The sequence below is a fragment of the Sphingobium sp. genome (assembly GCF_035511395.1).
GTDB lineage: Bacteria > Pseudomonadota > Alphaproteobacteria > Sphingomonadales > Sphingomonadaceae > Sphingobium.
This window is the reverse complement of record NZ_DATKFP010000074.1, coordinates 1-14462: the sequence shown is the minus strand read 5'-3', so window position 1 is coordinate 14462 and position 14462 is coordinate 1. Positions and strand designations below refer to the sequence as shown.

Here is a 14462-nt window from a genome sequence, read left to right as displayed (position 1 = left end):
AGGCGATCCTGATCCTTTACGCCACGGTCGCGGCGGGCTGGATCGGGGCGTTGGCGGCCGACCTTATGATCTCCAAGCCGCTGCGGCTCTCGCCCGCCGGCATCGAGTTCAAGCGCGCGCACCTGTTCGACATCAATCCGGTCGGCATCGGCGCCATGCTATTGTCCATTTTGGTGTCGGGATCGGCACATCTCGGTCTGCTGGGGGCGGTGGCACAGGCGTTCGCACCCGTCATCGGCATGGCCGTCGCCTTCACCAGCGCGCCGATCATAGCTCTCGTAACCCAGGGCCGCTATTATATCGCCCGCCGATCGCACTGGCCCGAAGGCAGCAGCACTCAAAGCTGCATCATCTGCGAGAACAGCTTCCAACATGCCGACATGGCGCATTGCCCCATGTATGCCGCACCGATCTGCTCGCTCTGCTGCACGCTGGAGGCGCGTTGCCACGATCGGTGCAAGAGCGACAGCCGCGCCACGCAGCAGGCGGCCCGCTGGCTGGAACGACTGCTGCCGCGTGCGGTGGCGAACCATGTTCATACACCCGTCGGCCATTTCATCGCGGTGATGACTGTCATCACCCTTGCCAACGGCGCAGTGCTGGGCGGGATCGGGTGGCAAGTGGCGCGACGCGCGCCCACTATCGCCGCCCAGACCGGAAGCCTGATGCTGGGCCTGTTCCTGCTCTTCTCCCTGTTCGGCGGCGTGATAGCCTGGATGATCGTGCTGGCTCACCAGAGCCGTCGGACGGCGATGCAGGAAAGCGAACATCATGTGCAGCGTCTGATGGAGGAGGTGATCGCCCATGACGTGACCGGCGCCGAGTTGCAGCGCGCCAAGGAAGCGGCCGAGGCCGCCAATGCGGCCAAGAGTCGCTACCTTGTCAGCGTGAGTCATGAGATACGATCACCTCTCAACAGCATCTACGGCTATGCCCAGTTGATGGAACGCGGCCATGAGATCGCCCCGGTCGAGGCTGCCAAGATCATCCGCCGCAGCGCCGAACATCTGACCAACCTGGTCGAAGGGCTGATGGACATCAGCCAGGTCGAAAGCGGCGTGCTGCGCATCAGCAGCGAAACGGTGCGCCTGTCGCCCTTCGTCGACCAGATCGCCAACATGTTCCGCCCGCAGGCGCAGGCCAAGGGAATCGAATTTCTTTACGAACGGCCGGAAAAATTGCCCGATTTCGTGCGGACGGACCAGAAGCGCCTGCGCCAGATCCTGATCAACCTGCTGTCCAATGCGGTCAAGTTCACCCGCAGCGGCTCCGTCACCTTCCGGGTTCGATACCGGAGCCAGATGGCAACGTTCGACATCATCGACACCGGCCTCGGCATTGCGGCCGATGACCTGAAGCGCATCTTCGATCCGTTCGAACGCGGCTCCAATCCGGATGCGCAGAAGCAGAAAGGCGTGGGCCTCGGCCTCGCCATCACCCAGGCGCTGGTCCAGATATTGGGCGGCGACCTGTCCGTCGTCAGCGAACCGGAGAGCAATTCGGCAAGGGGTGGCACACAATTCACCGTACGGCTGATGCTGGGCCATGTCGCGGGACAGGCTGTCGACGGCCAGCCGGTCGACCGGATCAGGGGCTATGAAGGGCAGCGGCGCAAGGTCTTGCTGATCGACGACGACGCGGCCCAGGTGGCCGTGCTGCGCGGGCTGCTGGAACCGCTCGACTTCACCGTTTTCGAAGCACTGAATGGCCAAACCGGGCTGGAGATCGCAACGCGCGAAGCACCCGACATCGTCCTGCTCGATATCTCCATGCCGGGCGAATCGGGTTGGGACATCTGCCGCGTGCTGCGCGAGAGGCTGGGCGGCGCTGTGCGGATCGTGATGGTGTCCGCCAACGCGCACGAATATCATCGCGGCGGAGACGGACAGGCCGCGCACGACATGTTCCTGATGAAGCCGGTCGACCTCGACGCGCTGCTCGATACGATCGCCGACCAGTTGCACGTTCGCTGGACCGGCGACGCCCCGCCCCTGTCCCCGGCGGCGAACGAGGATGACGCCCTGCCGCCGCTGCCGGACGAGGCCGGGCCTATCCTGGCCGATATCGAGCAGAAAGCGATCATCGGCCATGTCCGCGGCATTGAGGCCAGCATCCGCGCGCTGGAGGAGGCTGCACCCGATGCCGGACTGCTGACCCGCCGCCTGCTCAATCATCTCGACCGTTTCGACCTCAAAGGATTGATCAGAACCATAAGGGCCGCCCGATGACCACGACTTCCCACAAAGACACCGTGCTCGTCGTCGACGACACGCCGGAATCGCTCCGTTTCCTGACCGACACGCTGGAGGCGGCGAACATCTCCGTCCTGATCGCCACCAGCGGCGACGCCGCACTGGAACTGCTGGTGCATGTTGCTCCCGACCTGATCCTGATGGACGCAGTCATGCCCGGCCTCGACGGGTTCGAAACGACCCGCGCGATTAAGCAGTTGCCGACCGGCGCGCCCATCCCGATCGTCTTCATGACCGGCCTGACCGACAGCGAGCATGTCGTCCATGCTCTGGAGGCCGGCGGCGTCGATTATGTCCGGAAACCCATCGTGGTCGAGGAATTGCTGGCGCGGGTACGGGTTCACATGGCCAATGCGCGCCAGACGCAGGACGGGCAATATGCGCTCGACGCGACGGGGCGCAATCTGATCGCGGTGACGTCAGGCGGGCAGCTCAGTTGGAGCACGCCGGGTGCGGAAAAACTGATGGAAGCGCTGGAGCCGGCCTGGTCGCGTGGCGAGGCCGTTCCGCCCGTCCTGCTGCGCAACGCAGTGGGACGGCTGCTGGGCGAAGACCTGTCCGCCGGCGCCACGGCCAAGGCGGACTGCGGCGCGGGCGATACGGTGGAACTCATCATCGTCGGCCGCCCCCGCCGCGACGAAATCCTGATCCGCCTCAACCATATCGACCCGCAGGCCGACATCGGCCGCCTGCAAAGCCATTTCGGCCTGACCCAGCGAGAGGCGGAGGTGCTGCTGTGGATCAGCTATGGCAAGCCCAATCGGGTCATCAGCGAAATCCTCGCCATTAGCCCACGCACCGTGAACAAGCATCTGGAACAGATTTTCGAGAAGCTGGGGGTGGAAACGCGCGCGGCGGCAGCGGCTTTCGCCGTACGCGTCATCGCTCACTAGAGCATTCTGAAGTCGGCTGGGACAGCCGACGGCTCGCAGAATGCGATAATCAAAAGACAAAAGAGCCGTGAACGATTCAATCTAATAGTTCACCGCTCTGATCAGCTATTGGCGCTCATGATGGCGGCATAGTCGGCCGGATCGACATTGCTGCCCGACAGGACGACGGCGATCGCGCCGTCACGCTCCGGCACCAGTCCGGCAGCGAGCAGTGCCGCCAGCGCCACGGCGCCGCCCGGCTCGACCACCAGCTTGAGCGTCGAGAAGGCAAAGCGCATCGCGTCGCGCACCTGATCGTCGGTCACGACCAGGCCGCTCTTCACCAGCGCATGGTTGATGGGAAAGGTCAGCGCGCCGGGACTGGGCGCCAGCAGCGCGTCGCAGATGGATCGGGCATCCGGATCGACCGTCTCGCGCCGGCCACTGCGCAGCGACCGCGCGGTATCGTCAAAGCGGGCCGGCTCGACCGTATGCACGTCGATCTGCGGCGCACGCGCGCTGACGGCCGTGGCGATCCCGGCGGTCAGCCCGCCGCCGCCGCAACAGACCAGAAGCTGCGTCAGTTCCGCGCCGGCATCCGCCGCCTGATCGATAATCTCCAGCCCGGCCGTGCCCTGCCCGGCGATGATGAAGGGATCGTCGAACGACGGCACCAGCGTCGCGCCGCGCGTACGTGCCAGTTCGGTCGCGATCTCCTCGCGGCTTTCGCGGAGCCGGTCATAGGGCACGACCTCCGCTCCCAGCGCGCGGGTGTTGGCGATCTTGATCGCGGGCGCGTCGGCCGGCATCACGATCGTCGCGGGCATATCCAGCATCCGCGCCGCCGCTGCCACGCCCTGCGCATGATTGCCGGACGACCAGGCGACGACACCCGCCGCCCTTTCGGCCGCGTCCAGCCGCGCCAGCCGGTTATAGGCACCGCGAAACTTGAACGACCCGGTATGCTGTGCGCCCTCGAACTTCAGCAGCACACGTCGACCGCATCGTTCGTTCAGCGCGGCATTTTCCAAAAGCGGTGTGCGCACTGCAGCGGGCGCGATGACGCGCGCTGCGTCCACTATGTCGTCGATCGTGATGGCAAGGTTCAGGCTCATGCACCGAGCTTAGAACATCGTGCGGAAAGGTGGGAACCCCGTTTCGCGTGAAGTCTGTGCGCCGGCATGAGATTTCCCCATGCCGGCACGAAATCATTGCTCGCGGAAGGCGCGGTAGAAGCTGTCGAACAGCGGCTGGAAAAGATATTGGAACAACGACCGGCTGCCCAGGCTGATGAATACCTCCGCCGGCATACCGGACACCAGCCTGACATCCTTCAAATGCCTGATCTCCGATCCGTCGATCTCGATTTCCACCTTGTAATAGAGCGTATTGCTGGCTTCATCGAGCGTCGCATCCGGGCTGACGTCGCGCACAACGCCATGCAGCAACGGCAGCACGCGCGCCTTGTAGGGGGTCAGCTTGACCTCCGCCCGCAGTTCATTGTGGACAACGTCGATATCATAGGCCTTGAGCCGCGCCGACACGATGATTTTTTCCTTGTCGGGCACGATGTCGAGCAACGGCTGCCCTGCCCCCACGACGCCACCCGGCGTGACGAGCCGCAGGTTCATGACGGTGCCGTCGACGGGCGCAACGATCTGCTGGCGCTTCTTGATGTCGCGACTGACCGCAAGCCGCTCGCGTGCATCGGCCAGATTGACCTGAACCTCGCGCTGCTGGGCAGCGGTTTCGGTCGCCTGTTGACCCCTGATGAGGGACATTTGTGCTGTCGTTTCACCGATCGTGTCCCGGATGCGACCCAGGCTCCCGGTCAACTGGCCCTGCTGCCCCACCGTCGCGGCCTGCTGACGCTGCAACGCCAGGAGGCGGGACTTGCGTTCCAGTCCCTCGTTGACGAGTGCGCTGACGCTCTTCATTTCCTCCGACAGAAGGACATTCTGGTCGCCCAGAGCGCTGACCTGCGACCGGGCGCCCGCCATGTCGGCATTCGCTTGCCCAAGACGCTGGTTCAAAACGGAAATCTGATCTCCTAAAGCCCGTTTGCGGGTCCGGAATACGGCGTCGGAAGCAGCGATGATCGAACGGACGTTCGGATCGCCGCGCTTGTCCAACAGTTCCTGCGGATAGGCCACGGCCCCGGCACCGTTCAGTTCCGCCGTCAGCCGCGCGTCCTGTGCAAGCAAGGCATAATAGGATGTCTGCATCGCTGTCTCGCGCGCTTCGCTCTGGGTGTCGTCAAGCAGAACCAGCGGCTGCCCGGCGCGCACCTTCTGACCCTCGCGCACCAGTATCTTGCGGATGATCCCGCCTTCAAGATGCTGCACGGTCTTGCGGCCACCACCTTCCGCGCGGAGCGTACCCGACGCTATCGCGGCGCTCTGGAGCGGCGCAAGCACCGCCCAAAGCCCAAAGATGACGGCGAAGACGGCCAGCGCGATATAGGCGAAACGCAGTGATTTTCCCACGCGGGGCGCATTGGGCTCAGCCAGCCAGTGCGCATCATGCAACACGCGGTCGATGTCTCTGCGATTCATGGAAAAGGGCAAATTCATGGCGCCTGTCCTCAATTTTCCGGAACCATCGGGGCGGTGTTGGCGGCGGCGGCTTCGGTCCCACCGATCCGCCTGGCGGGCGCCGGCGGCTTTTCTCCACCCAGCTGCGCGATGACGTCCCGTGCATTGCCGAAGTTCGTGACCCGTCCGTCCATCATCACCAATATCTTGTCGGCAAGCCGCAGCAGATTGGCGCGGTGCGAGACGACGATCGTGGTGATGCCCTGCGTCTTGAGCTTGCCTAGCGTCGAGGCGAGCGCCGCGTCGCCCTTGGTATCCAGGCTGGAATTGGGTTCATCGAGCACGACGAGCCGGGGCATACCGAACAGGGCACGGGCCAGGCCGATGCGCTGACGCTGTCCGCCCGACAGTTGCAGGGCCTGGTCACCGAGCATGCAGTCATAGCCGTTTTCCAATTGAAGGATCATCTCATGACAGTCCGCCAGCTTCGCGGCGGCAACCACCTGCTCGTCCGAGGCATCGGCGCGGAAGCGGGCGATATTCTGGCGCACCGTGCCGGGAAGCAATTCGATATCCTGCGGCAGATAGCCGACATGCTGGCCAAAATCCGACCGCTTCCATTCGAACGTGTCGGCACCGTCGAGCCGGACATGACCGCTGCTGGGCTTGAGCACGCCGACGATCATGCGAGACAGCGTCGTCTTCCCTGACGCCGACGGTCCCACCACGGCAAGCAAGGTACCGGGGGCGATCTGAAAATCCACGCCACGCAGGATCGCGCCCTTCATGCCCGGCGGGACGAAGGTCAGCCGCGACACGGAAATCGCGCCGTTCGGCCGGGGCAAGGTCATTTCCGACGGTCGCACCCGTGGAATATCGCATAGTTGCGAAATGCGCGAGAAGCTGTGGCGAGCCAGCACAAGTTGCTTCCAATAGCTCATCGACGCCTCGATCGGTGCCAGCAGGCGCGCGACTATGATCGACCCGGCGATCATCGCGCCACCGGTCAGCTGGAGGTCGAGGATCAGCAACGCGCCGCAGCCAAGCAGCAACACCTGGATGCCGTTGCGCACGAATTTGGTGACGGCCACGAACTTGATCGACCGCTGCTGCGTCTCATCGACGGCGTCCGTTTCGTCCATCATTCCGGTCGACCAATGGGCGATCGTCCGATCGGACATGCCCATGGCGTCGATCACCTCGCTATTGCGGACAAGGCTTTCGGCATAGGCCAGATTGGCGCTCGCCAGCGACTGGGTATGGCGGATGGACGAACGGGTCGCGCGCTCGTTGAAATAGGTCAGGCTGAACAGGGCCGCGGCGCCGATGGTCGCGATCAAACCAAAAAGGGGGTGGAGCAGGAAGATGACGGCCAAGTATAATGGCACCCACAACATGTCGACGACGTTGAATAAAGTCGGCGTCGACAGGAAATTCTTGACCTGATTCAGTTCCCGCAGCGCTTCCAGTCGCATATTGGGCATGGTCAGCCTCAGTTCTAGCGAACGGGCCAGCAATATGGGACTCATCGTCTGGGCGAACCATGTACCGATCCGATTGGCGACCTGTTGCCGCACCGCTTCGAGGCAGGCGCTGAGGATGATTGCAAACATGACCGCCAGCGTGAGGAAATAGAGCGTGTCCTTGCTCTGACTGCCCAGCACTCGATCATAGACCTGCATCATGTAGAGCGAGATCGACAACGCCATCAGGTTGATGATGCCACTGAATATGACCAGCCTGACGGCCAGGCCGCTATGCGGCTTCAAAATGGCGTTCAACGCCGAAATCTGTTGAAATCGTTGGACGTTCCGACGCAACATGCCTGACGCCATGATATGCTCCTATCGTGCGGATGCGGGAGACCGTTGCCGGATCGGCGGCACCAGCCTCGAAATCAGCCCCGCCAGATCCATCTGGCGATGCACTCCCAGCTTGGCCCGCACCCTCTTCAGATAAGTGCGCGCGGTTTCGTCGGACACACCGGTGTCCATCGCAGCCTCGCTCAGGCTGTTGGCGCGCAGGAAGCTGTTGAGGAACCGCTGTTCCGACGGCAGCAAGCCCAGCGCACTCAGCAGTTCGGCTGACGCATCGGTGCGCGCTGGCGCATGGATCAGCACCATGGCGCAGCGCGACGTTTCATCGCGAAAACGGGACACGGCCGGGACGATGAAGGCGAGACGCCATTCACCATCCTCGTTATCGAGGCGTAGAACCGCGTCGGTCGGCACGATATCCCCGACTGTCGCAACGCTCCGCACAGCATTGCGGAAAGGCTTGCAATACGCGGGGTTGGCGCAGCCGATGAGGCCATCGCTTCCCTGCACCAGCCATTTGCGTTCATCGAGCAGCTTGCGTGCCGCGTCGTTGCAGAAGATCGGGCGGCCGTTCGCGTCGACCAACATCGTCGCCATGCTGACCTTGTCGAACATCGCTTCAAGCTGGGCGGCGCGGCGCTCCTCATGCCGGGCAGCGACAAAAGCGCCCGCGGACTGGATGAACAACGGCAGCACGCGGCTGAGCGATAGTCGACATTCAGGGCTGAATGCGCCCTCTGCGGTGCTGCGCAAGAACAATGCCTGCATCCGGGCTTCGGGTTCGACATGACGCGCTACCGCCAGATGATCATACGGTTCGATCAGGCGCATCGCATCCTGATTGCCGCCCTTCTGTCTGTTCGCATGCGTCTGTTCCGAAACGCGCGATTGCCAGAAGCTGGAAGCCGCCCCCTGCTGCCAGATATATTCGGCATAGCCGATCAGCGACTGAGCAAGCGGGCGATCAGTACGCGCGGCCTCAAAGCCGACGAGGAAAGCCTGGCGTCCCGCATTACAGCCGTCACGTATGTAGGAAATGACTGCGCCAGTGACTCCATGGGCAGCAAGGAAGGCCCGCCACCCAAGGTCGGCGTCGAAGAAGAGCCCCGGCAGGATGGGCGGCCCAGCGTGAACGGCCAACAACTGTTCCGATTCCAGCTGGATCGCCACAGGCCTGCCCGATCGAGCCGAGCATGTATCTGAAAGGGTCACGGCATGTTGCTCCAAACATCATATTATTGTGTGCACAGGAAGAACGCCGCCGCCTGATGGGGAGCAAGTTCTTCCAAATTGCTGTTTTTCATAATGTTAAGTGGATTATGTTGCGGCGCAATAAAGTTGATCTTATGTTATGTTGACACGCCTCAACGCCAGCGACCTGACTTGATTCCTCTCCATCGTTAATTGATGCGCATAAGTAATAATTTGCGATGACGATACGTCCATTACTCAGAAAGATATCCCCATTTGGGTATGTTCACTTTGTAAATTCCGGCGGTATCCCTCTCTGTTAGGACATGTTGTCCGAAAAATTGGGGGAGGAAGTCATGCTGATGACGAGAAAATCATCGGGCACGATTCGCTATCTGCTGGCCGCCATGGCGGTCGGCGCTTCATCGATCGGGTTGACCGCCCATGCGCAAACGATGGACATGGCCGCGCTGGCGGCGCGGGTGGTCGAAACCAATCCAGAAATCGAGACGCAACGGGGCGCGGTTCGCGTGCTGGAGGCGCGCGTCAAGGCGGCGCGCAGCGGCTATTATCCGAGTGTGGAGGCCAATGGCCTCTATCAGCACCGACGGCTTAACATCCATGGTGGGCCGGGAGACGATAATTTCGATGCAGCCCAAGGTAATGTGGAAGCCCGCCTGCGCCTCTATGACGGACTGCGGACAAAGAATTCCATCCAGGTCGCGAAGGAAGAACTGGAAGCAGGACAGGCGGCGCTGGACGACACGGTCAGCGGCGTGCTGCTCGATCTACTCCAGACTGCCGCCGATGTCCGTCGGGACAGGCAGATCCGCCATTATGCGCAGCTTCAGAATGACGCGGTCGCGCAACAATTATCTGGCACTAGCCGACGATTGCAGTTCGGCGAGGCGACGCGGACGGACGAGAGCCAAGCCAAGGCCCGACTCGCGACGTCGCGGGCGGGGATCCTGTCCGCCGACGAGGATTTGCAGGTCAGCACTAGCGCGTTCGAGGCCGTCAGCGGCCAACCGTCAGGCGATGTCCCGGAATTGCCGCCACTCGCCCCATTGCCGCCAACGCTGGACGATGCGGTCGCCACGGCCCTCCAGCGGAATCAGCGGCTGATTTCTGCACGCAATGCGGCCGAAGCCGCCGAGGAGGGCATCGATTTTGCCAGGGGTGCGCTGGCTCCCCAGGTCGATGCCATTGCAGGTTATGAATATCTGGCGGGCGGCGTCACCAATCTGATCACTGGTCGACTACCCGATGACCGTTCGGCAACCTACGCCGGCGTGTCGGTTCGCGTGCCAATCTTCCAGCGCGGGGGCGAATATGCCGAGATCAAGCGGTCGAAGGCGCTCTATGGCCAACGCATGGCGCAGGTCGCCTTCACCCAGCGCACCGTTGTCGACCAGGTAAATGCCGCCTGGGCGCGGTGGAAGGCGGCCGCCGCCACAATCGACGCTGCACGGGAATCAGTGCTGGCGAACGAGCAGGCGGCCGATGGAGTCGCCAAGGAAGCCATTGGCGGATCGCGGACCACATTGGACGTACTCGATGCGCAAAATGAACTGCTTAATGCGCGCGTGTCGCTGGAACGCGCCGTCCGAAACGAGTTTGTTGCGCGCGTAAATCTGCTCGATTCCATCGGACAACTCGCACTCTCCGCCATCGGCCCACAGAGCCAGACAGGAAATTGACGCCGCCATGTCCCCGGCCGAGGACATGATTTCGATTTTGTCCTGCCGATGTCCCCTGGCAGGGATATGGGCGTCCGCCATCCTTCCATAGCGTCGCCTTCATGACGGCAGATCGCGGTCATTCCGGGGGGGAGGGCAGCCTTGGGGCATCCTGTCATCCGGGCATTCAGCAGAGGATCAGAAAATGGCAGCTCCAACTGGACCAAAGGCGGCGACCAATCGCGCGCAAGTTCTGGGAACCAATGCGGTCGACACCATCGACCTGATGACGGTGACGTCCACCGCCACCCTTCCCTACAATGCGCGCGCGGGCGGCGGAAATGACCGCGTGTTCGGTAATAACCTGGATAATGACCTTTATGGCGACGCCGGCAACGACGCCATCGTCGGCCGCAAAGGCAATGACCGTATCGAAGGTGGCACGGGCAACGATGTCCTCATCGGCGACAATGCCAACATCGTGGTGACTGGCCCGGGCACTGCCACTTTCACGGGCAGGAACGAGGCCGGTGACGGCAATGACACGCTACTTGGTGGCTCGGGCAATGACACAGCCTGGGGCGGCGGCGGCAACGACTTCATTCATGGCGGCTCCGGCGCCGATACGCTGAACGGCGGCAATGGCGACGACAAGGTCGTCGGCGGCAGCGAGAATGACAGGATCACGGGTGGCGACGGCAACGACGATCTGTTCGGCCAATCCGACGACGACACGATCAGTGGTGGCGCGGGCAGTGACTATGCCGAAGGCGGCATGGGCATGGACGTCGTGAATGGAGACGGTGGTGACGACATTCTGTTTGGCGACAATGGCCACAGTTTCGGTGCGACCACTTCGGCCAATATGGGAACAGGAAATGGCACCAACACAGTGGGCGGCCGTGAGAGCGACGCAGACTATGCCTATAATCTCCATGGTGAATATGACACCGTACAAGGCAATGCCGACATCATCAACGGCGGCCAAGGCAACGACCAGGCCTATGGCCAGGGCGGCAACGACGTTATTACTGGCGGAAGCGGCAATGACCTGCTGTTCGGTGACGCCGGTGACGACACCATTTCCGGTAATGCCGATGACGACCAGATCGATGGCGGCGAAGGCAATGACACCCTCAATGGTGACGATGGCGAAGATGAAATCGACGGCGATGCGGGCGAGGATGTAATTCGCGGCGGTGCTGGCAATGACTTCGTTCAGGGCGGTGCCGATGATGACGACATTGGTGGTGGCCTCGGCGACGATGTTCTGAACGGCAATGACGGCAACGACCTTGTCAACGGCGATGACGGCAATGACACCATCTGGGGCCAGACCGGTGACGACGCCCTGAATGGTGGGACGGGCGACGACGTCATCCGCGGCAATGGCGACACCTTCGACGACCCGGCCGATCCGGATGACATTTATACCGACAATGACGTCATCAACGGCGGTGACGGCAATGATACCGTCAATGGCGACGAAGGCAATGACGTCATCAACGGCGATGCTGGCGACGACACATTGTCGGGCGATGATGGCTATGACGTGGTATCCGGTGGACTTGGGAACGATGTCGTCTATGGCAATGACGGCGACGATATCCTCTACGGCAATGACGGTGATGATATCATGGCAGGCGGCAATGGCGCCGACACCATGTATGGCGGTGCTGGCGCCGACTGGATGAACGGCAACAACGGCAACGACCTAATGTACGGCGATGATGGCAACGACAATATCGCCGGCGATCTGGGCAATGACACCATCTATGGCGGCAACGGAAGCGACTTCATTTCCGGTGACGACCGCTATGACGGTGTCGGTGTACCAGGTGGCGGCAATGACTCGCTTTATGGTCAGGCCGGCGACGACTTCATCCAGGGCGGCGCAGGCAATGACCGAGTCGATGGCGGTGCCGATAATGACACTTTGTTCGGCGACACCGGTGACGATACGATGTTCGGCGGAACCGGCAACGATTATATCGAGGGCGAATCCGGCAATGACACGATCGTCGGCGGCGAAGGCAATGACAGGCTGTCGGGCGGATCAGGCAAGGACATCTTCCACTATGATGAACGAGCCGTCAGCACCGGCTATGGTGACGACACCATCGAATCGCCGGTGGGCGACCGGGACTTCAGCCTGGCCAATCGTGACACGCTTCGTTACGATGTCGATGCCGGGTTCGATCCCGACAGCGACCTGACGGTCACCACGGGTGACTGGGATGGCGATGGCGATGCGCTCGACGTCATGATCGTCGGTGCCAATGGTTCTGTCCTTGTCGAAGACTTCTGGCAAGGCGCGGACTCCTTCAACACCGAACTGGCTGAAAATGGCTTCTATGACAGCGTAAGCGCCCTGAACAGCTACAGCCAGGGTAACGCTACGTACGACATGCTGATCTTTGTCTGAGGAAATAACGATGTTCGTTGGCCAATGATGTTCCAATATCGCGGATCATCACCCCAACGGACCTCTGCAAACTTGGGAGTGGATGTCCCCCGTCCACTCCCCTTCTTGCGTTCTGCGTGTCGACGCAGGAGCAGGGTGGAAATGGCATTCTTTCGTTCACGGGCAGCATAATTCCTGACGGCAGGATAATCTTTGCGGGAGCATTGCTCCTCCCATTTCATCGACAACTCCGGTGAGGCTGATAATGGTACAGACATGGATCATTTTGGCGCCGCTCGCCCTGCATATACCCCCGGCCGCGGTCCGCGCGTCTTCCATCCCGCCCATCGCACTGTCCATCCCGGTCGATTGCAAAATCGGCGGGCAGTGCCTGGTCCAGAAATTGTTCGATCATGACCCCAGCGCAGAGAGACGCGACTATCATTGCGGCGTGCTGACTACTGACGGCCATGATGGCGTGGACTTTCGACTGCGCACCATGGCGGACATGCGCGCTGGCGTGGCGGTAATCGCAGCGGCCGACGGCATGGTCGTGCGCGTACGCGATGCCGAACCCGACATCAGCGTGAAGGTCCGCAAGGAATTGAACGGACGCGACGCCGGCAATGGCGTCGTCATCGACCATGGCAATGGCTGGGTGACGCAATATAGTCATTTGCGGCTGGGCAGCGTGAGCGTCAGGCCCGGCCAGCGGGTTCGCGTCGGCGAGAAGCTTGGCCTGATCGGCATGTCTGGAAATGCCGAATTCCCCCATCTTCATTTTGCTCTGCGGTTTCAGGAGCGAAGCATTGATCCGTTTACCGGTCCGACCGCCCCCCAGGACTGCAAGCCGGGGCAAGCCGGCGCGACCTATGTCTGGAACAGTCGTGCGAGGCAGGCGCTTCAATATCGCCCTACGGCGCTCATTGCGATCGGCATATCGCCTGTCGCTCCTCCGGCTTCGGTCGGAGAACGCGGGGATCCCGCTCGCTCATCCGCCCCGACGGATCCGATCATCGCCTGGGTGGATATTTTCGGATCAATGTCCGGCGACATCCAACGTTTCAGCATCACAGGGCCGGATCAGACCAGCATATTGGATCAGAGCAAAACGCTGGATCAGGGGCACTTGTCCTGGTTTTCCTATGCTGGCCGTCGTGCGCCGGCCGGTGGCTGGAAGCCCGGTCGCTACATTGCGACTTACGAATTGCTTCGGGATGGGGCAATCGTCGCCACTGGTCGTTCGGAAGCTGTAATCCGGTAGACGAAACTATTGCGAACGCCCCCAAAAATCGCCGCTCATTTCGCAAAATAAATTCGCAATTTAACAAATTTGCATTTGCCCAGCGGCGCCAACTCTGGAATTGCAACGACTACGCCCTTAGTTGGATGAAGAAAATCATGTCCGAAATTGCCGAGAACCGCGATTCGATGCCGTATGACATTGTGATTGTCGGCGGTGGACCGGCCGGTCTGTCAGCGGCAATCCGGTGCAAGCAGCTTGCGAACGATGCCGGACAGGAACTGGCGGTGTGCGTTCTGGAGAAGGGGTCGGAGATCGGCGCCCATATCCTGTCGGGCGCGGTGATCGATCCCAGGGCGCTGGACGAACTCTTCCCCGAATGGCGCGAGATGGGCTGTTCGCTGGCCGACGTGCCGGTGACGGACAATCAGCACTGGATGCTGACGAAGACCGGCAAGATCGCCATGCCG

10 protein-coding genes are annotated in these 14462 nt (G+C 61.7%); 6 read left to right on the top strand and 4 right to left on the bottom strand.

Going from position 1 to position 14462, the window contains the following annotated elements:
* Nucleotides 1-2228 (top strand): ATP-binding protein (locus VMR39_RS04405; RefSeq protein WP_325414741.1); only part of this gene is annotated, 2228 nt, incomplete at its 5' end.
* The gene (locus VMR39_RS04400; RefSeq protein ID WP_325414739.1) at nt 2225-3145 is read left to right on the top strand and encodes a response regulator; all 921 of its coding nucleotides are present in this window, start codon (nt 2225-2227) and stop codon (nt 3143-3145) included. The genes VMR39_RS04405 and VMR39_RS04400, both read left to right, overlap by 4 nt.
* Before the next feature lie 101 nt (nt 3146-3246).
* Here VMR39_RS04400 and VMR39_RS04395 read toward each other — a convergent pair whose 3' ends face one another.
* From VMR39_RS04395 to VMR39_RS04380, 4 genes are all read right to left on the bottom strand, one after another.
* Nucleotides 3247-4239 (bottom strand): threonine/serine dehydratase, encoded by a 993-nt coding sequence (locus tag VMR39_RS04395; protein WP_325414737.1) that lies wholly within the window; start codon nt 4237-4239, stop codon nt 3247-3249.
* 93 nt (nt 4240-4332) lie between these two features.
* The gene (locus VMR39_RS04390; RefSeq protein ID WP_325414735.1) at nt 4333-5679 is read right to left on the bottom strand and encodes an HlyD family type I secretion periplasmic adaptor subunit; all 1347 of its coding nucleotides are present in this window, start codon (nt 5677-5679) and stop codon (nt 4333-4335) included.
* A gap of 29 nt (nt 5680-5708) precedes the next feature.
* The gene (locus VMR39_RS04385) at nt 5709-7439 is read right to left on the bottom strand and encodes a type I secretion system permease/ATPase (RefSeq protein WP_325414733.1); all 1731 of its coding nucleotides are present in this window, start codon (nt 7437-7439) and stop codon (nt 5709-5711) included.
* Between the two features lie 63 nt (nt 7440-7502).
* Complete coding sequence (locus VMR39_RS04380; protein ID WP_325414731.1) at nt 7503-8687, bottom strand: PAS domain-containing protein; 1185 nt, start codon at nt 8685-8687, stop codon at nt 7503-7505.
* 341 nt (nt 8688-9028) lie between these two features.
* Here VMR39_RS04380 and VMR39_RS04375 point away from each other — a divergent pair, with 341 nt between their 5' ends.
* The 4 genes from VMR39_RS04375 to VMR39_RS04360 form a co-directional block, all read left to right on the top strand.
* Nucleotides 9029-10366, top strand: coding sequence for a TolC family protein (locus VMR39_RS04375; RefSeq protein WP_325414729.1), 1338 nt, complete (start codon nt 9029-9031; stop codon nt 10364-10366).
* A gap of 184 nt (nt 10367-10550) precedes the next feature.
* Nucleotides 10551-12770, top strand: coding sequence for a calcium-binding protein (locus VMR39_RS04370; RefSeq protein ID WP_325414727.1), 2220 nt, complete (start codon nt 10551-10553; stop codon nt 12768-12770).
* 244 nt (nt 12771-13014) lie between these two features.
* Nucleotides 13015-14013 (top strand): M23 family metallopeptidase, encoded by a 999-nt coding sequence (locus tag VMR39_RS04365; RefSeq protein WP_325414725.1) that lies wholly within the window; start codon nt 13015-13017, stop codon nt 14011-14013.
* Nucleotides 14014-14150: 137 nt separating this feature from the next.
* Nucleotides 14151-14462: NAD(P)/FAD-dependent oxidoreductase (locus tag VMR39_RS04360; protein ID WP_325414723.1), on the top strand; the 312-nt coding region annotated here is incomplete at its 3' end.